This is a genomic window from Polaromonas sp. (assembly GCF_041689105.1).
Taxonomy (GTDB): Bacteria; Pseudomonadota; Gammaproteobacteria; order Burkholderiales; family Burkholderiaceae_C; genus Polaromonas.
This window is the reverse complement of record NZ_JBDNGU010000023.1, coordinates 1-21,096: the sequence shown is the minus strand read 5'-3', so window position 1 is coordinate 21,096 and position 21,096 is coordinate 1. Positions and strand designations below refer to the sequence as shown.

Sequence of the window (21,096 nt, the reverse complement as noted above, 5' to 3'; positions counted from 1 at the left end):
GCGGGTGTAGTTCAATGGCAGAACTTTTGCTTCCCAAGCAAATAGCGTGGGTTCGATTCCCATCACCCGCTCCAGACGTGACTTGACGCCGCTTTGCAGCTGCGGCCAACGTACACCTCTGGTCCTGTGACAAGAAAATCAGCGCTTTTTGTTTTTGTGACAAGAATTTGGATAATCGTTATTATTCAACGTGTTAGCGTATTTTATTCTTGTCAATCATGTCAAAATTCTCACCCTCCGAGATCGTTTCACAGCTCATCATGGCTGGGCCGGCAGGGCTTGGCCCCGAAGCGCTTGCGAAGCTACTGAGCCCTGTCAGCCGCTCAACGATCAACAGAAGACTGGCCGAGCTGGTGAAAGCGGGCGCCATCAAGGCGGCAGGGGCCGGGCGCGCCACCCGCTATGTCTCTACCTCACCATTCACACGCGCCGATATCGACGCCTACTTCAACATGCCATGGCAACAACGCCCGGTGGCCCATTTCAAAGAAGACCTTCTGGCGGTACTGCCCAACATCGATATTGACAAAGCACAACGCTGCGCACAGATCCAGGCTATTGCCAACCCAATTGACAAGCGCTACCTCTCGATCTTTCTTGTTGATTTTTCCTGGGGTTCGTCGGTGCTTGAAGGGGGTAGCTACTCTGCGCTGGATACCGAAGCGCTGATTCAGTACGGGCAAAAAAACAAAGACAAACCGACGGCCGACGCCGTTCTTGTGCTCAACCACAAAAGAGCTGCCGAATATCTGTGGACGCACCGCGCGCTCACCGCCGAAAACGTCTGCGCCATGCATGCGCTGCTGACAGATGACCATGGGATGGCAGAACTCGCGGACTCAGATCATTTTCTTCCCGAGCACCAAAGAGGCAGACCCCGGGAGTTTGAAGACGTCACGCTGGGTGCGTCGGCGTACGTCCCACCGTTTCGGCCTGCCACGGCTTACGTCGAAAAAGCGCTGGCGCAAATCATTGCAAGCGCCAACACACTTCACCCCGTCCAGGCTGCGCTCTACCTGATGACGCGCATTCCCTACCTGCAAGCCTTTGCCAACGGCAACAAACGCAGTTCGCGGCTGGCTGCCAATGCCGCACTCATTTCGCACGAGCTCTTGCCCTTTTCTTTCGCAGACGTTGACAAAAACGACTACATCCGGGGGATTGCGGCGTTCTACGAGTTGGGCAGCATGCATGTCATCGAGCAAACCTTTATTCAGGGCTACGCCAGGTCCGTCGTACGCAGCAGCAACATCCCGGCCAGCATGCGAACGCTTGGCTTCAACGTGGAGGGTGTGGCTCAGTCGCTGGCTGATTTCATCAACACCGGCCGGCAGCCCGCCGACAAGTATGCGCGGCTGTTTCTGGTCTCATCGCAATAGCTTTATTGCGGGTCTCGTTCAATGGCAGAACGGCAGCTTCCCAAGCAAATAGCGTGGGTTCGATTCCAATCACCCGCTCCACTTATTCAGTTGCATTCTTGCCATCCGACCACCGGATATGCACAAAAAAAAGAGGCCCGCGAAGGGCCTCTTGATCAGGTGGCTCAAATCTTTAGAGCGTCCTGCACACCGTGTAAACACTGGTGTCAACGTACCCAGTCGCAGCAGCAACAGCTGCGCCAGGGTTGGTGTTGACGCCCGCTGCGCCTAAGGTTGCACGCACACCGCCAGCGTCCGGGACACCATCATCCAGCTGCGCATCCAGGGCGCGGGCTGCAGTTCCAGGGACCTGTGAAAGGCAGACTGCATTGCCATTAGCACCAGTCACGGCAGCGGCGGCACCAATGACACCTATCAGACCACCAAAGGCATTTTGTGGGGCGGCCGCAGCACCAATTGTTGCGGGGCTACCGGTAATGAAACCAGCGGCCCTCAGATGCTGCCAGAATCCCAGCGACTCCAATACTGGGGTGAAGACCGCGGCGCCAGCGGAGACAAGCGCACCGTTCGGACCAGGCGCCGAGCCCACCGTAACATTGGCCCACTGCCCGCCACGAGCGGTCAAGGTGGCCAGAGGACCGTCATCGCCAGGCATCCGACGGAAGCGGTCAACATAGGAATTGTTCGCTGCAGAAATGCTGGCCAATTCGTTGCCGCCTGCTTTTATACGGCTATTGGCTATCAACTCTTGCCCCTTGAGCACACCAGCCAGCAGCAAGCCGACGATCACCAGCACGATAGCAATTTCAACAAGGGTAAAACCAGCTTGTTTTTTGAATGATTTCATTCATGACTCCAAATTAAACGGCACGAATTGCGCCGATGAGAAAATGTATCTCCTGTTTTACAAAACAGGGAGTCAGGATTTTTTACAGGGGATCGAAAGCCTTACCCGGATCCCCTCGCCAAGGTTTTCGGCAAACAGTTCCCCTCCCGCAGCCTCGGCTTGTTTGCGCGCCTGGTACATGCCCAAGCCTTTATTTACCGGCCCGGAGCTTGACCAGGGTTCAAACAGCTTTTCCAGGGGGATTTTCAACGGCAATTGCGGCGTCTCAAAGTCAACCAGCGTGTGCTGCGCATTCTGTTTCACCACAATCCGGCAGCTCGCCTTCAGCATACGCTCACGCGAAAGACTGGACACATTGCCCAGCACATTGTCCAGGACCGCCCCCAGTGCATGGCTGTCCCATTCCACGTGTGCCGTCCCCATCAGCTCAATGTCCACATGGTGCAGTTCCGCAGCCTGACGTACATGTTCTGCCAGATCAAGCCACTCCAGACCAGGCACTTCGTGTGCCTCCAGGGGCGCCGACATAGAAGCCTGCCATGCCGGATTCAACAGCGCCCGGGTCATGCGCTCAGCCCGGTTGGTCGCCAGCGCTGCGTTTTTTCGCAGGCGTTTAGCCCGGGCCAGAAGCTCAGCGTCGTTTTCGGCCGACCCAAAGTCCTCCGCCACCAATTGCACCCATTGCGCCAGATTGCGCATGTCGTGCTGCAAAAATACGCCGACCTTTGCGCGCTGGCTGGTTGCGGCCACGAGGGCGAGCTGGCGTGCCGCCAACGCGCCCTGAATCATGGCAAACAGCACTTCTGCCGCCTGCACCGCAAACAGGTGCCGCTCTCCCCGCAGGCCCTTGAGTCCAATGCGAAATTCCAGCGAGATGTCGTCATAGTGAAACTGCTGGTGAATCACCCGGTCATCCATTCGCTTGCTGCCCGATGCCCGCTGCGGCAGGCCTTCATGCAGCTTGGTCGGAATTTTGGCGCCCAAGCGGGTGAACACCGGCGAGCCATACCAGTTGCCGCGCCAGTCCATGCTGCGCAAGCCGAGATTGGCCAGTGTTTTTTGCTGCAGCACCAAGGTACCCAGCAAATCATCATGCAAGGCTTCGCGCAGTGCCAGCAACTGATCCATGCGCCGCCTATGCTGGCGGCTCAGATACCGGAGCCAGAGCATGGTCAACCCCACACTCAAGCCAGCAACGACCAGCGCCACGGCTGCGTCGTAGAGGTCCATCATGGCGACGCCCGTTCAATGCCAAACTTTTTCATAAAGTAATAAAGATGCTCCCGGCTCAGACCCAGCTTGCGGGCAGCCTGTGCCACATTGAACTGGCTTTCGGCCAAGACAGAACGCACCAGCCTCTCCTGCGCCGCCTCGCCAAACTCCCTGACGCCTTCAGAAATAGGCGCGGTCAAGGTCATGCGCGCCTGCCCGTCGGTGCTGAGCTGCTTTTCTGCCTGCAAAAACAACACGGCTCTCGCCAGGGCTTCGCGCACGCGCTGGGTGCCGGCAGGCTTGTTCAAAAAGTCAAAAGCACCGAGTCCAATGGCCGTGAGCGCAACCGACGGTTCATCCTGCCCCGTCAGGACCACAACCTTGAGTGAAGGCCGCTCCAGAATCAGCAAACGCAGCAGCTCCAGACCCGCCGTGGGTTCATTGGGGTGCGGCGGAAGGCCGAGGTCGAGCACGGCCAGATCAAAAGAAGTGTGCGCCTGTCGGGCTATTGCCAGCGCCTCAACCGGCGATCCGGCCGACAAAACGCTGTAACCCATGTCTTCGAGCGAGCCGGACAACCAGTCGCGCAGGGAGGCGTCGTCTTCAACGATCAATACTGTAGACGCAGACATGCATGGCACACGCGAAAGAAGGGAGGGGACGCCCCGGAATGTTTACCAAGTCAAGCCGAGTCTTCCCAACAAGGTGGTGATGTCGGCCTTCGTGACTGGGAAAATGATGTCGTCGTTTGCAAATACTCCACCTGTTTGACCATCAGGGCCGTAAGAAATCAGTACGAAAGGCGTCACGCATGAATTATTGCTTGCTCCAAAAGCCGTTGTCACTACGCGTCTGTATCGAATCGGCGTTCCCCACAGGTCATTTATCAACCCCGCTAACGCAGGTACGTTGGTTTGCGATGCGGGCGGAGCAACTAAAGGGAGAAGTTGAGTTGTGGTGGGTGCGGCTCCGCAATTGGTGAAGTCCAGTGTCGGCGCTCCAGGAAAAGCATAGGGAGCCGCTGCGCCACTCTCTGTCGAAAGAGTCATCTGTTTGTTTGGAGTTGTCCCCGTCCCAATTGGTGTGGCAAAGGACTGATTGATGATCGCAATTTTTATCGTCTCAAATCTTTCAGTGGTTAACACGCCGGTTTGCCTCAGCGCCCCAGTCTGGCTGAGGCTGGCAATCACATCCCTTGGCACCAGCGGCACAACAATGTCGTCAAACGAATTGGCCCCAGTTTCCACATAGTCATTCTGAATAAACTGAATAGTGTTATTGGTATTTTCGAGCTCATACGCGCTCACTACACCCGCAGTAGGCAATACCACGGCAGAGGTAGGCACAAAGCCGCCACCACGGTTGGCACCGTGCGAGATGATCATCGCGACTGCAAATCCATTGCAACTATTGTCACCAACGGTCGCGGTGCATGCGTTGATCTGATTTCCAGTCGGCGCCAAACCGTTTGCGGGTGTCGCAGCTGCAGGTGGCACTATGGTGTGAACCGTCATTGTGCCCCTGATGCCGCTGATGTTATTGGTCGTCAATCGGGTTGCCACGTTTTGAACAAAATAAGTAAAACGTACCCCCCATGCATCGGTGCATGTGTCCTCTGGAAGGCCCAGCGTCGTGCAAGGAACTGTACCGCGAGACACACCAGTTAAGGCCGTTCCGTTGATGTTGTTAACCAAGCCGCTAGCCGCGATACAAACTTCGCCTCCGACAGGGACCAAGTTTCGTTGCTCGACGTTATAGCCTGCAACTCCTCGAACAAGCCCGGGCGCAGCAGGACAAGGCAAACGCGAATTTTGGGCTACGTAGTTGACTAAAGCCTGCCGCACTGCTGCTGCGCGCTCTTTGGTGCTGTCAATTCTGGCCTGCGCTGTCTTGGCGCTCAGTAAAGACAATCCTGTGCCAAGCGCGAGCCCTACGATGACCAGCACCAACGCAATTTCGATCAGGCTGAATCCGCGCTGACGCGCTTTTAAAGCAGTATGAAAACGCAACGCATGAAAAGTAATTCTGTTCATCGCTTCACTCCTTTTTTTGGACTTCTATCCGCCCGCTTTCGGCGGAATGATCCGGATAGCCCCAGGCGGCAACAAATCAACAGATTGCCCGGAAGGCACATCAATGACTTGCCCCGGCCTGGCTTTGAGCTGCATGTCTTTCGAGCCGGGCTGCAGCACCCCCGTCTGCCCGGCCAGCGTTCGCAAGGGGTTGACGGGTGCCTGGCCGTACAAGGGCTGGTCGTTGATCCAGACCGTGCTGCGGTTGCCAGAACGTATTACAACGCCACTGACCACCAGAGCCTCTGGTAAACCTGTGGAAACCTCGCCCGACTGACCTGCTGGAAGCACTTGCACACCGCTATCAGCACTGCCAGCCGCATTACGCGCAACTTCGAGGGCCCGGCGTTGAGCAGGCGAAAGAATCAGGGCTCCCAGCGCGCTCGGCGAGGCGCCGCTTCCAGGAACAGTCAGCGCGGGCCCTCCCGGCTGCGCCTGAGCGAAGCCGGCTGCAATGGCAAGCCCGGCGCCCGCCGCCAAGGTACGCCCCCACCTGGTGACCCCATGTCGAATAGTTGGAGGAGATTTCATACCCTGTCTGCCTTCAAGGTGCTTTCGGCGCCACGCCTTCGGCCACCACGTACAACCACGACAAACTGCACTTCACGTCGACGGCTGGCGCGAGGACGCCGATACCGACCAGGGCTTTCCGCTCGTACACACAGTTATCGGTCGTGAAATAGCCGGTGCCCGAGCCATGCAGGCGTGCCAGCAGATTCAACCACTCTTCCTCATGAATGGCGCTGGCGCTGAGCTTCATCGGTACCCGCACCAGCTGAGCCACGGTTTCCCCGGTCTTGTCGTCGGTCAGCGCCTTGAGTTTTTCCTGAGCGCCCAGCTCCCACACCAAGGTGCTTTTGCGCAAGTCAGCGGCAGCAACCTCCAGGGTTTCCAGCATGGCCAGCCGATCCGGCGTGTGGGCAAAGCGGGACTGCTTGAGCTTGCCGAACATCTGCAGGTTTTCTTCCAGCCTGGCCCGGTCCGACTGGGTGTTCTCCAGCGACAGGTTGGCGGCACCCAGCGCCGCTTGCGCGTTGCTTTGCTCCAGGGAAATGTTCCGCGCCATCCAGTTGGCACCCCCGGCTATCGCCGCAGCAACGGCGCACATGGCACCGCTCCACATGAGTGGTTTGGCCGCCATCTGCCAGATGCTGCGCGCTTGTTGAACTTCAATCATGCTGCAGCCTTTTGCAGGCACAACTCAAGCGTTCGCACGCCCACTTCCCCAAGCGTGCCGGTTTGAACCTGCACAGGGTCCAGGGTCACTGTCGACTTGAGCAGCGTCGCCGACCAGCCGTTGGCATTCAGGCTGGTCAGCAGAGTGTCTTGCAGCGCCTGCGCCTGCCTTTGCGTGAGCGAGCGCGGAATCTCGGCATTGAAACTCAACAAGGCCACAGACGGTTTTGCAGGCTCGGTGGCGGTGGGTACCGCAGTTGCCGCAGCAGCATCAACCACCACAGGGCAGCCAAAAGGCGCAGTGGCTGCCGGAGGCGTCCCCGCCACCTGCACCAGCAGGCGCGGCAACTCCCAGCTTATCTTTTGAACTTCGACGCCAGGTGCATTGCCGAGCGCTGCGGACAGATGCTGAAGCCCAGCAAACTGGTCAGGTTGTGCCGCAATGGTCACGCGCCAGGTCTGCACCGAGGCCACGGCCAGTCCGGCTTCGGTCAAGTCGCCCTTGGCGCGCAGCACTTCCTGGCTGGCCTGCTGGTTGATGGCTGTAGCGCGCAAAAGCTGTTCTTGCGCCAGGTTGCGTTTGCCCCATGACAACCACATGAGATCAGCAGACCACAGCGTCGCCACCACCAGGGCCGTCACGCCGGTAATTCTGGCGGTACGGGCAACCTGGGCGGCGCGCCATTGCTTGCGCGCTTCGTCGGGCAGAAACTGGAGCTGCGCGGAAGCGGACCTGAGCCGGGGCAACAGGCTGGCATACGCGTCGGGCACGGCCTCAATAAATTGCAGGTCCAGTGCCGGATCGCTACCCACCTCGGCCAAGGCCTGCTCGTCCTCCAAGGGCAACCACATCTGGGTGGCCACAGGCTGGTCGGCACTGCTTAACCACTCCTGCGAGATCAGGTACTGGATGGTTCTCCGCGCTTCAGCCAGTACAAAGTCGGCCGACAGGCTGCTTTCGTTCACGCTCAGCGCGAGGCGCGAGAAAAGTGGGGTCTTGCCGCGAACCAGCACCTGCCGCAATCCGGCCGGGGTGGCCACCAGCGCCAGGACCGGACGAAGGTGAACTGGCAAGGATGCCTTTGCGCCATCCTCTGCCCCTTCGGTCGGCTGCACGCGGCGCGGCGCCTTGTGGTTCACCTGAAGGGCAATCAGGGCCGACAAAGGCCACAAGCCTTTGACGCGGATACGGTGGGTTGTCAAAGCTGTCAGCCACTGACCAATACGCTCGCCCTGCCCCAAACCGATCAGGCTCACACGGGTGGGTGGCCGCCATGATCTCGACGGCTCCAGTACAGCCGCTCGGTAACGGTTGTCGCGCAGCTGCTGCGTCAGCCGGCGCTGCAGCAATTGTTGCCGGGTTGCAGCCAGCCAGATGGGCGGCAGAACATTGCGTATGTAGGCTTCGTCCATGAAGTCGCTGACCAGCGAGCACTCTGCCCGCGCCGGCAAATGTTCGGCGACCCAGGAGAGCGGATCATCGTGCACCTGTGCAGTCGCCACCGCTTGCGCTCCGGCGTGGCTCAACTGGTACAAATGCACCGACTGTTGCGCAATGACAAGAGCAAATGCAGCCATCGCTAGAACTTGACCTTGGAGATCAGGTCGTAGATGGGCAACATCACCGACGACATGATCCAGGCGATCATGCCGCCCAACACCAGGGTCAGGAGGGGCTGGATCAGGCTTTGCAGTTTTTCAATGGAGTCATTGACCTCGCGCGTATAAAAATAGCTCACGTTGTCAAGCGCCTTGTCCAGCCCGCCCGTGGTCTCACCTACGCGGATCATGCGCACCACCAGCGCCGGAAACAAAGCGGTCGCGGAAAAGGCGTCAGACACCTTCTGCCCTTGGGAAATACTCTGTGCAGCACCCCCTATGGCTTTGCGAAAAGCCGCGTTGGTCGACAAGCTCTGGCAAAACCCCATCGCGTCCAGCACCGAGACACCACTGCGGTACATCAGCCCAAATGACTTGGCAAAACGGGCCATGATGATTTTTTTGAGAATCGGGCCAAAGATTGGCATGCGAAGCTTGGCACCGTCCACCCACAGCCTGGCTTCGGGGGACACGCGCACGGCCGTGATCCATGCCGCGGCAATCACGGCCACCGCCAACGGGATGGTGTACCAGTAGTTGACAAGGAAATTGGAGAAGGCCACCAGCGCCCGCGTCTGCAAAGGCACAACACCACCCAGGTTCTTGATGAAGCCAATCAACTGCGGCACCAGGTAAATCATCAAAAAACCGACGGCACCCAGCACCACGGTCCCTGCAAACACCGGGTACATCAGCAGCTTCTTGGTCTGGGCGGCGATTTCGTCCGACCACTTCAGGCTTTCCACCAATTCCGCCAGCACCTCGGGCAGCTTGCCCGTGGCCTCGCCGGTACGGATCAGGCTGATGTTGACCTTGTCGATGCCGGCCGGCGACTGCTCCAGCGCATCCGACAGGCTGGCGCCGCCCTCGATGCGGTCCACCAGGTCCGAGATAAACCGGCGCACACTTGGCGTATCCGCAGAGTCGCGCAAATCAATCAGCGACTCGAACAGCGGCACGCCCGCCTGGCTGAGCGTCTGCATGTGGATGAAGATATTGATGAGCTCCTTATTTTCGAGCTTCTTGCGCGCGAACATCGATGCGGCGCGCACGGGCTTTGCATGCAGCAACTCAAGCTGCATGCGCCCGAGGCGTGCTTCAAGGTCAGACTCGCTGGTGGCAGACTGCCGGCCCGAAATGGTCCGGCCTTCGGCGGTGATGGCCTTGTAGCTGAACTCCAGCATCAGGTACCCACCCGAGTCAGGTCCACCACCCTGGCCACCTCTTCGAGCGAGGTGCTCCCTGCCGCCACACGGGAAAGGCCATCTTCAGCCATGGTAGTGAAGCCGTTGCTGCGTGCATAAGCCGATATCTCCGGCGTGCGGGCATTGCGCGACAGCAGGTCGTCCAGCCCCATGTCGAAGCGCAGCAACTCCATGATGCTGGTCCGGCCCTTGTAGCCCTGCCCCTTGCACTGCGGGCAACCCACGGCACGGTACAGAGTCAGCGGCAGTTTGACCGGCGCGCCCAGCAGGGTCTTCTCGACATCGCCCGCCTCATAAGCGTCCTTGCATTTGGGGCACAACAGGCGCACCAGACGCTGGGCCACGATGCCGATCAGGTTGCCGGTCATGACACTTGCGGGAATGCCGAGGTCCAGCAGACGTGCGATGGCAAGAACCGCCGAGTTGGCATGGAGGGTCGAAAACACCTGGTGACCGGTCATGGCGGCGCGAAACGCCATCTCGGCAGTTTCGTGGTCGCGGATCTCGCCCACCAGGATGATGTCCGGATCCTGCCGCATCATGGACCGGATGCCGTTGGCAAAATCCATTTTGGGGTTGTCTGCAGCGGAGGCCTGCCGGATGCGGGCCATCGGATACTCTACCGGGTCTTCCAGCGTCATGATGTTGACGCTTTCGGTATTCATCTCGTTGAGGATGGAATACAGCGTGGTGGTCTTGCCACTGCCAGTCGGGCCGGTGACCAGAATGATGCCGTAAGGCCGCGCGAGCATCATGCGCAGCGTGTTCATACGTGCTTCGGGCAAACCCATCTTGTCCAAGGGAACAATCGATTTGCGCCGGTCCAGAACCCGCAGCACGAAGTTCTCACCGTGAATGGTTGGCTGCGCAGCCGCACGGAAGTCCACATCGTGGCCGCGAATCACCATCGATATGCGCCCGTCCTGCGGTGCGCGTGTTTCCGCAATGTCCATGCCTGACAAAACCTTGAGCCTGACGGACAGCGCAGGCCAGTATTGCTTGTGCAGCACGCGGACCTGCCGCAGGACGCCGTCGATGCGGTAGCGGATCCGCAAAAATCCTTCTTCCGGCTCGAAGTGCAGGTCAGAAGCGCCCTCGTAGACGGCATCTGCCAGCAAGGCATCAATCAACCGGACGATGGGATGCGCGAAAGCTTCGATACCACGCATGGACAAGGCAGCGTCATCCATCTTGCCGGTGCGCAGACCTTTGAGTATGTCGTCAATCGACAGCGCATACCCATAAAAACGGTCAATCGCCGCCTTGATGTCGGCCTTGGATGCCAGCCGCCAGCCCAGAGAAATATCGACGGGCACCACGGACCGGCACTGGTCCATGGCCACAATGTCGTTGGTGTCGGTGATGGCCACCATCAGTTTGCGACTGTCAGCGTCGAAGCCCACCGGGAAAACGTCGTAACTTTGCGCAAGCGTTTTCGGGATGAGCTTGATGGCCGCGTCGTCGGGCACCATGTCGCTGAGCTTGATGGCCTCCGTCGCGCTGGCCGCCGCCATGATGGCGGTCAGGTCGTCCATCGACAACATGCCCAGGCTGACAAGGATGTCGCCAAAGGAGCCACCGCGTTTTTCGCGCTCGGTCCAGGCGATCTCGGCCTGGTCCTGCGTGATCAGGCCACTTCGCTCGAGCTCAAGATAGAACGTCGTCGGGTTGTAGATATCCGGCTTGGCGATCACCGTGCAGCCCTCAGCGCAGCCAGCCTGGTGCGCGCGTTCGACTCGTCAAAAGCTGCAGCCTTCCCCTGCGCCAGCCGAAGGGCCGTTTCGTAGTACTGGGCCGCAAGGGTGGACTTGCGCATGTGATCCAGAGAGACCGCCAGGTTGTAGGCAAACTGGGGCTCGTTGGGGGCGAGCGTGTGCGCCTTGAAGAACAGCGGCTGTGCTTCGGACCAGCGTTGCTCCCCCGACAGCACCAGGGCCAGGGCATGGTTCAGGTCAGCCTCCTGCGGCGAGCGGGCCAGCAGTTCGCGCAGGCGCGACTCCTGTTGCGGCTCCCCGGCGGCCCGGCTGAGGCTGCTCACGCCGGCCAGTGCCGTGGCGTTTTGCGGTTCCAGGCGCAAGACCCGCCGGTACGCATCCATCGCCGGTTCAAGCTGGTTGCTGGAGTGCGCAATAACCGCCAAACCCAACCAGGCATCACGCTGCGTAGCATCGGCCTTGAGAACCTCGCGGTACAGGCGCGTCGCCTCGGTGGTATTGCCGGCCTGGTAAGCCGCGTACGCCGACTCCATGAGCGACGCAGGCTTTGCGGCGTTTGTCGTCTTTGTTGTGGAGGAAACACCAGGCGCAGCCGGGCCTGAACTGTTGCTGGACGTGCTGCGAGGAGCCCGGTTGCGGGGCGGCGTATCAACGGTTTCGCGGGCGGTCGACCTCGCGGCGGGAGTGCGCGCAAGCGGCGCGGCCTGCGTAGGCACGGAAGCCGCCGCAAGCTCGGGCGCCGGTACAGCAGGCGCACCCGTGCTGGCTGCTGGCACAACAGCCTCTGGCTCGGGCACAGGAGGCGGACTCACCTCAGCTGGCGCTGGTGCAGGCGCGGGGGCATTGACGGCCACCAAACTGCTGGAAGAACCAAACAGGGCGTCGCCAAAAAGCAGGAAAGCCGACAAGAGCAAGCCGACGAGCAGTGCAACGACGACGAGCAGCCATTGGCGGCGCCGCTGCCCGCTCGGCATTTTTTTCGGGGACTTTCTACCGGCCATGACACCAGCGGCCAACAGTGCCTGGCGAGAGCTGCTTGTAGACAGGGGAAGCGGCGGGTCGGGCTTTTTGGACGCCGACTTGAGCGCAGATGCATCAATGGGCGGTGCAAACGCATGGCGCTCGGGAACAGGCTCGGCAGCCCGCCGTTTCACGGGCTTGCTGGGTGCGGGTCCGCTGACGGCTGCTTCATCGGGCCCTGATCTTTTGAACGGTACCGGGTTGGCGGTCAACGCACCCCAGTTCGAGCTCGAGTCCTCCCAGGCCGGCCGGTCATAACGGCCATACGACGCAGATGCCTTGCGGGGAGCCAAAGAAGCCGGGATCACGGGCTCGGGCAGGGGCTCATCATCCGCCGGCAACTCGAAATCAAGAAAACTGGCCTCAGGCGCAGGTTGCGCTTGAGCCGAATCGGCTTTGGGAGCGACAGACAACGGGTTTTCAGGTGCCAGTTCAGACATTGGTTCAGGCACTGGCTCAGGCAATGCGTTTTCCAGCGTCAGTTCAGGCGCAGATTCAGCCGCCGGTTCAGGCGGGATGACAGGCGATTGCTCTTGAAGCGTGAGTTCTTCCGCAGCCACTTTTGGGTCCGGGACAAGCGCAGGCTCAAGCAACGCGGCCGCCGGCGTCAGCGCAGAGGTATCCGCGTCAGCGAGCTTGCGCTTTTTGGAGTCCTGCTCAGCCCGCCGGAGCGCATCAAGCAAGAGGCTCATTGCCGCCGCCCCACGGGGACGGGTGTTCCGATGGACAACTGGCTCCGTATAAAAGAAGCATCACCATCGATGCTGGAGTCACGCAAGATGGTCGGCCGCAGGAAAATCACCAACTCACTTTTGTTGGACTGGTTGCTGCGAAGTTTGAACAACTCGCCAACGGCAGGAACATCGCCCACACCGGGAATCTGGTCGGTGGCGTTACTGCGGTCGTCCTGCATGAGCCCGCCCAACACGGCGGTCTCTCCGTCCCGTACTTTCATGATGGACTCGAATTCGCGGGTCTGTATTTCAGGGATTCGGTTGGTGATGCCTGCCTGCGCCAGAGCGGGGTTTGGATCGTTCGCGAAACCTGTGATCCGGGACACCGATGGACGCAGGTTCAGGGTAATCTCGTTGTCATCGCCCACCTGGGCTGTCACATTCATCAGGAAACCGACCGGTACGGTATTGATGGTGGTGGTGAACACCGCAGCGACGGCAGCCACGCCCAGCGATGCCGGAATGCCCGGTGTCACGGAGATCGTGAAATACACCTTGTTGTCCACCACCTTGAGCAGTGCGGCCTGGTTGTTCATGACGCTGACTTTGGGGCTGGACAGAACCCGAGTCTTTCCAAATGATTCGAGCAATCGAACTGCCGCACCGAGGTCGGTCTTGCTGCCCGTCCGCAAAGCGGAAAACATTCCCAAAAATGGTGGGTTTACCCCTGTCGGCAATGCCGTTCCGCCACCCGGAAACATGGACAATCCGAGCTGGGTTCCTCCAGGAGCCACCGCGTTGCGTATCACCGTCCAGTTAATGCCCTGCTGGTAGTCATTGGTCAGCGCTACCTCGACGATAGTGGCTTCAATGAGGACTTGACGCCGCGCATTGCCAACCACCTGGTCAAGAAACTCGCGCACACGCGCATGTTGCTTGCCGGTGGCGCGGACGCTGATCACACCCGTTTCGGGGTTGGCGATCACCGACGCGGCTTCGCGGTAAAGCGGCTGGGGCGTCGCAGCAGGCGCAGCCGCTGCGGCGCCTCCCGTGAGCGTACGTGCAGCAGCGCCGGCTGCACCCAGCACTGGAGATGCTGCCGAAGCGGGTGCCGGTGCAGCCACTGGCGTCGCTGCGGCCGTGGTTTGAATCACCTTGTCGGTCTCGCGAAGCAAGTCCCGGATGTTGTCCGTGAGCGTCGGCCAGAAGCGGTTGTTTGACGTGTTACGAATCGATGCCGACGATGAGTTTCCAGTGCCCGTGGCCGTGCCCTGCCCCGTCGTAGCCACCTGGGACTCGGAACCGGTGCTGCTGACCGAATCACGCGTGATATTCGGATAGTCAACCTTGTACAGCCTCAGGAACGGCGCGTCGGGCAACACAAACAGGTTTTTTCCCTCCAGCTCATAACGCATGTCGATCTGGCGCGCGACGCGGTCCAGCAGTTCATGGATGGTCTGGTCCAGGGCATTGAGCGTCACGGTACCCGTGATGCTGGGGTGAATATCCAGATTGAGTTTGGCGTCACGGGCCAGTGCAAACAGCAGGGTCTGGGCGCTGACGTTGCTGACGACCACGCTGTAGGTTTCCTGTGGAATCACGGCGCGGGGCGCAGGCAGACGCGGCGCGCCGGATGACAGTGCGGGAATGCCCGCATCCGCTGCGGGTTGCGCCAGCGGCGGAATCTGGCCAGGGTCTTGGGCCAGATGGCCCGGCAAAAGCGGCGGCGGCGGCGTGGCGCAACCGGCAAGCAAGGCGATCACGCATGCGGCTTTCCAGAGGGGACGTAGGATATTCAAGGGGCAGGCTCCTTCCGGATGGCGTCAAGGCTGCGTATGACGGGCTTGTAGCGCTTCACGGCTGGGGGGGAGGATTCAACAAATTTCATGGCCGCGAGTCGACTCTCGAAGTGTCCCACGTACATGGCATGAAAAACCTGCCCATGGTAAAGCCGGTCATGAATCAGCACCGGGAGGGTGGATGGGGCTTGATTCGATTTTTCGGCCCCCTGGTCCAGGGCCTGCTGGATTTCCTGCGCCATCAACATGACTTCCGCCTGGCGGGGCGCTTTCTGGGAAAGCACTTGCACCGTAAAGCCAGTGGTAGCAGGGTTGGCAATGAATTGATGGGTGGCCTGCATCCGCGTTGCCAGGGAGTCAGAGCGCAAGGGGCTGTCAGCCTCGTCCGTCGCAGCCTTCGGCAACACGGGGGCCAAACCGGGCGTCCCGGTAGTCTGGGCCGTCGGGCTTGTTACAGCGACCGCCACTGGCGCAGGCGCAGGGGGTGCGGGCGGGACTGGCGCGGCAGAAGCCGCTTGTACTTCAACCAGAGCGGCAGAACGCTGCTGGGGGCCAGCAGCCAGCGGCTGGGCCTCATTGCGTTGCCCGAGGCCATAACCAAGACCATACCCCAGCGCGAGAATAGCCAATGCGCCCAACCCTGCAGGCAGCAACCTGGGCCAGCGGCCTGCACCGCGCAGCGCCCCGAAAGTCTCCCCCAGCGCCTTGCGCCTTGCATGCGGCAGACTGTCTCCGGCAGCACGCGCCACCTGTCCTGCCCCCACCTGGGAAACACCCTCGGCATAAGCGGCCAGCAAGGACTTGTCGGCCAGCATGTTGAGCCTGCGCGTGCGTCCGCCCGAGGCCTGGACCAGCAGCTTGAGCGCCTCGGCATCGAATAACTCCCCGCCCGTCCACCCCGCCTTGTGCAGGCGAAAGCGCAGGTAGGCAGAGGCTTCGTCGGCGTTGAGCGGCTGCAACTCGAAGCGATGACTGATGCGGTCCTTGACCTGGCGCAGTTGTGGCGCGTCCAGCAACTCGTCGAGCTCGGGCTGGCCAAAAAGCACGATTTTCAGCAGCTTGTGCTGCGTGGTCTCCAGATTGGAAAGCAGGCGAATTTCTTCCAGCGTGGTGGCCGGCATGCTGTGCGCCTCGTCGATCACCACGACCACCCGCCGGCCCTGCGAGTACCGCTCGATGAGCACCGCTTCCAGGGCAGCGAGCATGTGGGCGCGGTTGCCTTGCGGCGGCACCGGCATCAGGTCGTGGGCAATGGCCCCAAGGATTTCATCGCGATCAAACACGGGGTTGGCGAGATAAACGGTGTCGGACGGCAGGGGCCTAAGCCGCTCCAGCAGCATGCGGCTGAGCATGGTTTTGCCCATGCCAATTTCGCCGACCACACTGACGATGCCCTCGTCGTGCATGGCCGCCACAATCAGGCCTTCCAGAATATCGCCGCGCTGACCCCCGGTGAAAAAAAACTCCGTGTCAGGTGTGATTCGAAAAGGGTCGGCCGCCAGGCTGAAGTGGTCTAGATAAAGGACGCTCATATTTGGTGCTGCTTTGATAAATGCAGCCACCCGGCGATTATGTATATGAAACAACAAGTTACAGAAACTTGTTGTAATTAAACCTGTTTTTCTTCAGTAACAGGTCACATATTCATGGCTTTGCCTGCACTTCAGGCCCATAGGGGTCTGGTTTCTCGGCGCGGGTTGTCAGCGCGCCACACCCCGCGCGCGCCGGCACGAAGGGCAAAAGCTACAAGCCTTGGCGATCAGCCTTCGCCCCCCCAGTTCAGCCGCGGAGGGCACCGCAAGCCCTCCTCAGTGGAGCTTGCAGCCCGTTTTCGCCTGCAGGGTTTCATGCGTCACGCCGGGCGCCAGTTCAACCACCTTCAGGCCATCAGGGGTCACATCCATCACAGCGAGGTCGGTGATGATGCGGTCCACCACGGCCTGGCCGGTCAGCGGCAGCGTGCAGTTTTCGAGAATCTTCAGGTCCTCAGTACCGTCTTTTTTCTTCGCGACGTGCTCCATGAGCACGATGACGCGCTTGACGCCTGCCACCAGGTCCATCGCACCGCCCATGCCCTTGACCATCTTGCCGGGGATCATCCAGTTGGCGAGATCCCCCTTCTCGCTGACCTGCATCGCGCCCAGGATGCTCAGGTTGATCTTGCCGCCGCGAATCATCGCGAAGCTCTCATGACTCCCGAAGATCGATGAACCCTTGATCGTGGTCACCGTTTGTTTGCCGGCATTGATCAGGTCGGCATCGACCTCGTCTTCAGTCGGGAAGGCACCGATGCCCAACATGCCGTTTTCCGACTGCAGCCAAACTTCCTTGTCGGCTGGCACAAAGTTGGCCACCAACGTCGGGATACCGATGCCGAGGTTCACATAGAAACCGTCTTCGAGTTCCTGGGCGGCACGCGCCGCCATCTGGTCTTGGGTCCAAGGCATCTCAGGCCCCTTTCTTTTCGGTGAGCGTGCGTTTTTCGATGCGTTTCTCAGGCGTGGCGTTCAGCACGATGCGGTGCACGTAGATGCCCGGAAGGTGAATGTCGTCAGGTGCCAGTTCGCCGACCTCGACGACCTTCTCCACCTCCACGATGCAGATCTTCCCGGCCATGGCGGCGGCAGGGTTGAAGTTGCGGGCGGTGAGGTTGAAGCGAAGGTTGCCCGACTTGTCCGCCACGGCCGCTTTGACCAGGGACACATCGGGCAGCAGCGAACGCTCCATCACATAAGTCTCGCCGTCAAACTCGCGCAACTCCTTGCCATCGGCCACCTGCGTGCCGACACCGGTCTTGGTGAAAAAGGCGGGAATGCCCGCACCACCGGCGCGCAGCTTTTCAGCCAGCGTGCCCTGCGGCGTGAACTCCAGCGCCAGTTCGCCCGCCAGGTACTGGCGTTCGAACTCCTTGTTCTCTCCCACATAGCTGGAGATCATTTTTTTGATCTGGCGTGTCTCCAGCAGCTTGCCCAGGCCGAAACCATCGACCCCCGCGTTGTTGGAAATCACGCTGAGGTTCTGGACGCCGCTGTCTACCAACGCCTGGATCAGCGCCTCGGGAATGCCGCACAAACCGAAACCGCCAACAGCCATCAGTTGGCCGTCCTTGACGACGCCCTGAAGGGCTTCGGCAGCGGAGGGGAAAAGTTTATTCACAAAAATCTCCTGGAGAACTTCAACACAAACTTCAAAAGCCTTACGATACTACTTATAAACATACGTAGTTATCCCTAAAGCTTAACCCTCAGTGCCTCTCACAGACCTCATGGACATCGATTACCGCCTCGCATTCAACATGGCCCCTGTCGGCCTGGTGCTGTCACGCAACCGCGCCATTGTGGATTGCAACCAGCACCTGTGCGAGATGTTCGGCGCCACGCACGAACAGCTCACCGGCCAGTCTTTCCAGATTCTTTACCCCAGCGCCGACGAATATGAGCGCATAGGCGCGCGCATGCTGCCCATCCTCAATGCCAAGGGTCATTACGCCGACGACCGCATCATGAAACGTGTCGACGGTCGGCTCAAGGGCGAAACCTTCTGGTGCCACGTCACCGGGCGCGCGCTCAACCGCGCCGCGCCGCACGAGTCCGGCATCTGGACGTTTGAAGACCTGAGCTCACGGCGGCCGGTCAAGGCTGAACTCACGGCGCGCGAACGCGAAGTCGCCGCCCACCTGATGGACGGCATGACTTCCAAGGAGATAGGCCGCGCCCTCGTCATCAGCCACCGCACGGTGGAAATCTACCGCGCCCGGCTGATGCGCAAGTACAAGGCGTCAACCACCGCCGACCTGGTGCACAAGCTGATCGAGGGCTGAGCCTGCGCCAACCCGGGCGCAAGGCTCATGGCATGCTCCTGATTTGATAGCTGCTTGCGGCCATCCCATAAAGGCTGGAGGCCAAAATTCCTTAAGGATTTTGTAAAAACACCGCCGTGCGACGGCTCAGCCCTTTTTCGGTCCGTCCACCACCTCGGCCGCCGTCCGGAAGGCATCCACCGCCGTCGGCACACCGCAATACACCGCCGCATGCAGCAGCACTTCCTGCAGCTCGGCCGGCGTGGCGCCATTGTTCAAGGCGCCACGCAAATGGCCCTTGAGCTCATGCTGTTTGCCCAGCGCCGTGAGCATCGCCACAGTGATCAGGCTGCGGGTCTTGAGGTCCAGGCCCGGCCGTTGCCAGACATCGCCCCAAGCCTTGGCGGTGATGTGCTCCTGGATCGGGCGCGTGAAATCCGTGGCATTGCCGAGCGCGTTGGCCACGAAGTCCTCACCCATCACCTGCTTGCGCGTTGCCAGGCCGGCGTCGAAATTCATGTTGTGCGTGTCGACGTTGGGGTTGCCGGTTTTGTCAGTTGCAGCAGTCACGGTGTACTCCGGAAAAAATCCTGAGGATAGCTCACGCGCCTGGCCGTCAAAAAGCCCGCCCAGGCTTTCACCAGAGCGGGCTTGGGGCGAACATCCATCAAGCCAGGTCGAAACGATCCAGATTCATCACCTTGGTCCAGGCCGCCACAAAGTCACGCACGAAGGCTTCTTGTGAATCGCTGCTGGCATAGACCTCGGCGAGCGACCGGAGCTGTGAGTTGGAGCCGAACACCAGATCTGCGACCGTGCCCGTGAGCTTCAGCTCGTTCGTCTTGCGGTCTCGTCCTTCCAGCACAAACTCGGCGTCAGCAGACTTCTGCCACTTCGTGTTCATGTCGAGCAGGTTGACGAAGAAATCATTGGTGAGCTCACCGGCGCGTTTGGTGAAAATACCGTGTTTGGCCTGGCCAACGTTGGCACCCAGCGAGCGAAGGCCACCGACCAGCACCGTCATCTCGGGTGCGGTCAGGCTCAAAAGATTGGCCCTGTCCACGAGCTGATCGGCCACCCCGGCTTCATGCCCCTTGCGCACGTAGTTGCGAAAACCGTCAGCCATCGGCTCCAGGGGAACAAATGACGCAACGTCGGTCTGCTCCGGCGTGGCATCGGTGCGGCCCGGCGAAAAGGGCACGGTCACAGCGTGGCCGGACTTCTTCGCAGCCGCTTCAACGGCAGCGGTGCCGCCCAGCACGATCAGGTCAGCCAGCGAAACCTTCTTGCCGCCAGATTGCACGACGTTGAACTCTTTTTGGACAGCTTCCAGCTTCGCGAGAACCTTCGCCAGTTCAGCCGGCTGGTTGACTTCCCAATCCTTCTGCGGTGCCAGGCGAATACGCGCACCATTGGCGCCGCCGCGCTTGTCGCTGCCACGGAAGGTTGAAGCCGATGCCCAGGCCGTCGCGACCAGCTGGGAGGTGCTCAAACCGGAGGCAAGAATCTTCACCTTCAGCGCAGCCACGTCCTGCGCATTGACCAGCGGGTGGTCAACGGCGGGCACCGGGTCTTGCCAGAGCAGCTCTTCCTTCGGCACCAACGGGCCAAGATAGCGGGCAATCGGGCCCATGTCGCGGTGGGTCAGCTTGAACCAGGCTCTGGCGAAAGCGTCGGCGAACGCTTGCGGGTTTTGCATGAAGCGCCGCGAAATCTTCTCGTAGGCCGGGTCCATGCGCATGGCCATGTCGGCCGTCGTCATCATGGGCGCATGGCGCTTGCTGGGGTCGTGCGCGTCGGGCACGGTGCCATCGCCGGTGGCGCCAGCAGGCTTCCACTGGTGCGCACCGGCCGGACTCTTTGTCAGCTCCCATTCGTAGCCGAAAAGGTTCTCGAAATAGCCGTTGTCCCACTGAATCGGGTTATTGGTCCAGGCGCCCTCGATGCCGCTGGTGAAGGCGTGTACGCCGTGGCCGGTCTCGAAACTGTTGATCCAGCCCAGGCCCATGTGCTCGACATCAGCGCGCTCCGGCTCGACGCCGATGTACTTGGCATCAACAGCGCCGTGGCACTTGCCGAAGGTGTGGCCGCCGGCGGTCAGCGCCACGGTCTCCTCATCGTTCATGGCCATGCGGGCGAAAGTCTCACGGATGTCGCGTGCAGAACCGAGTGGGTCAGGCTTGCCGTTCGGGCCTTCAGGGTTCACATAGATCAGGCCCATCTGGACGGCGGCGAGCGGATTCGCGAGCTCACGGTCGCCGCTGTAGCGCTCGTCGCCCAGCCAGGTGGTTTCGGAACCCCAGTTGATGTCCTCTTCTGGCTCCCAGACGTCCGGGCGACCGCCGCCGAAGCCGAAGGTTTTGAAACCCATCGATTCCATCGCAATATTGCCGGTCAGGATGAAGAGGTCAGCCCACGACAGCTTGCGGCCGTACTTGGACTTGATCGGCCAGAGCAGACGACGTGCCTTGTCGAGGTTGCCGTTGTCGGGCCAGCTATTGAGCGGCGCAAAGCGCTGCTCGCCGCTGCCGCTGCCACCACGGCCATCGGAAATGCGATACGTGCCCGCTGCGTGCCAGGCCATGCGGACGAAGAACGG

The 21,096-nt window shown here is 60.5% G+C and carries 18 protein-coding genes and 1 tRNA gene; 3 read left to right on the top strand and 16 right to left on the bottom strand.

Features of this window, described 5'->3' with window-relative positions; genetic code table 11:
• Together ACESMT_RS02035 and ACESMT_RS02030 are read left to right on the top strand one after the other, a co-directional pair.
• A tRNA-Gly gene (locus ACESMT_RS02035) sits at positions 1-74 on the top strand.
• A gap of 144 nt (positions 75-218) precedes the next feature.
• The gene (locus ACESMT_RS02030; RefSeq protein ID WP_372824754.1) at positions 219-1,379 is read left to right on the top strand and encodes a Fic family protein; all 1,161 of its coding nucleotides are present in this window, start codon (positions 219-221) and stop codon (positions 1,377-1,379) included.
• Positions 1,380-1,551: 172 nt separating this feature from the next.
• Here the strand turns inward: ACESMT_RS02030 and ACESMT_RS02025 are convergent, their stop codons facing one another.
• From ACESMT_RS02025 to ACESMT_RS01960, 14 genes are all read right to left on the bottom strand, one after another.
• The gene (locus ACESMT_RS02025; protein ID WP_372824752.1) at positions 1,552-2,226 is read right to left on the bottom strand and encodes a type II secretion system protein; all 675 of its coding nucleotides are present in this window, start codon (positions 2,224-2,226) and stop codon (positions 1,552-1,554) included.
• Positions 2,227-2,298: 72 nt separating this feature from the next.
• Entirely contained in the window at positions 2,299-3,459 is a 1,161-nt protein-coding gene (locus tag ACESMT_RS02020) for a sensor histidine kinase (RefSeq protein ID WP_372824750.1), read from the bottom strand.
• On the bottom strand, positions 3,456-4,070 hold the full coding sequence (locus ACESMT_RS02015) for a response regulator transcription factor (RefSeq protein ID WP_372824748.1): 615 nt from the start codon (positions 4,068-4,070) through the stop codon (positions 3,456-3,458). The genes ACESMT_RS02020 and ACESMT_RS02015 overlap by 4 nt, the downstream gene beginning before the upstream one ends.
• A 42-nt stretch (positions 4,071-4,112) precedes the next feature.
• The gene (locus ACESMT_RS02010; RefSeq protein WP_372824746.1) at positions 4,113-5,471 is read right to left on the bottom strand and encodes a prepilin-type N-terminal cleavage/methylation domain-containing protein; all 1,359 of its coding nucleotides are present in this window, start codon (positions 5,469-5,471) and stop codon (positions 4,113-4,115) included.
• 24 nt (positions 5,472-5,495) lie between these two features.
• A complete protein-coding gene (locus tag ACESMT_RS02005) occupies positions 5,496-5,747 on the bottom strand; it encodes a hypothetical protein (protein WP_372824744.1) in 252 nt (83 codons plus the stop codon).
• Between the two features lie 307 nt (positions 5,748-6,054).
• Positions 6,055-6,687: a hypothetical protein gene (locus ACESMT_RS02000; RefSeq protein WP_372824742.1), complete on the bottom strand. Its 633-nt coding sequence runs from the start codon at positions 6,685-6,687 to the stop codon at positions 6,055-6,057.
• Positions 6,684-8,264: a hypothetical protein gene (locus ACESMT_RS01995; RefSeq protein ID WP_372824740.1), complete on the bottom strand. Its 1,581-nt coding sequence runs from the start codon at positions 8,262-8,264 to the stop codon at positions 6,684-6,686. The genes ACESMT_RS02000 and ACESMT_RS01995 overlap by 4 nt, the downstream gene beginning before the upstream one ends.
• A 2-nt stretch (positions 8,265-8,266) precedes the next feature.
• Positions 8,267-9,469, bottom strand: a complete 1,203-nt coding sequence (locus ACESMT_RS01990) for a type II secretion system F family protein (protein ID WP_372824738.1) — start codon at positions 9,467-9,469, stop codon at positions 8,267-8,269.
• Positions 9,469-11,184, bottom strand: coding sequence for a GspE/PulE family protein (locus ACESMT_RS01985; protein ID WP_372824736.1), 1,716 nt, complete (start codon positions 11,182-11,184; stop codon positions 9,469-9,471). Before ACESMT_RS01985 ends, ACESMT_RS01990 begins: the two co-directional genes overlap by 1 nt.
• Positions 11,181-12,917, bottom strand: a complete 1,737-nt coding sequence (locus ACESMT_RS01980; RefSeq protein WP_372824734.1) for a tetratricopeptide repeat protein — start codon at positions 12,915-12,917, stop codon at positions 11,181-11,183. The genes ACESMT_RS01985 and ACESMT_RS01980 overlap by 4 nt, the downstream gene beginning before the upstream one ends.
• Complete coding sequence (gene mshL, locus ACESMT_RS01975; protein ID WP_372824733.1) at positions 12,914-14,698, bottom strand: pilus (MSHA type) biogenesis protein MshL; 1,785 nt, start codon at positions 14,696-14,698, stop codon at positions 12,914-12,916. Before mshL ends, ACESMT_RS01980 begins: the two co-directional genes overlap by 4 nt.
• Positions 14,695-16,230 (bottom strand): ExeA family protein, encoded by a 1,536-nt coding sequence (locus ACESMT_RS01970; protein WP_372824731.1) that lies wholly within the window; start codon positions 16,228-16,230, stop codon positions 14,695-14,697. The genes mshL and ACESMT_RS01970 overlap by 4 nt, the downstream gene beginning before the upstream one ends.
• A gap of 276 nt (positions 16,231-16,506) precedes the next feature.
• A complete protein-coding gene (locus ACESMT_RS01965) occupies positions 16,507-17,145 on the bottom strand; it encodes a 3-oxoacid CoA-transferase subunit B (protein ID WP_372824730.1) in 639 nt (212 codons plus the stop codon).
• Position 17,146: 1 nt separating this feature from the next.
• On the bottom strand, positions 17,147-17,854 hold the full coding sequence (locus ACESMT_RS01960; protein WP_372824729.1) for a CoA transferase subunit A: 708 nt from the start codon (positions 17,852-17,854) through the stop codon (positions 17,147-17,149).
• A 109-nt stretch (positions 17,855-17,963) separates the two neighbouring features.
• On the opposite strand from ACESMT_RS01960, the gene ACESMT_RS01955 reads away from it, so the two are divergent.
• Complete coding sequence (locus ACESMT_RS01955; RefSeq protein WP_372824727.1) at positions 17,964-18,518, top strand: LuxR C-terminal-related transcriptional regulator; 555 nt, start codon at positions 17,964-17,966, stop codon at positions 18,516-18,518.
• Between the two features lie 126 nt (positions 18,519-18,644).
• On the opposite strand, the gene ACESMT_RS01950 is transcribed toward ACESMT_RS01955, so the two are convergent.
• Both ACESMT_RS01950 and katG read right to left on the bottom strand, forming a co-directional pair.
• Positions 18,645-19,016, bottom strand: a complete 372-nt coding sequence (locus ACESMT_RS01950; RefSeq protein ID WP_372824774.1) for a carboxymuconolactone decarboxylase family protein — start codon at positions 19,014-19,016, stop codon at positions 18,645-18,647.
• Positions 19,017-19,164: 148 nt separating this feature from the next.
• Positions 19,165-21,096 (bottom strand): catalase/peroxidase HPI (gene katG / locus ACESMT_RS01945; RefSeq protein WP_372824725.1); only part of this gene is annotated, 1,932 nt, incomplete at its 5' end.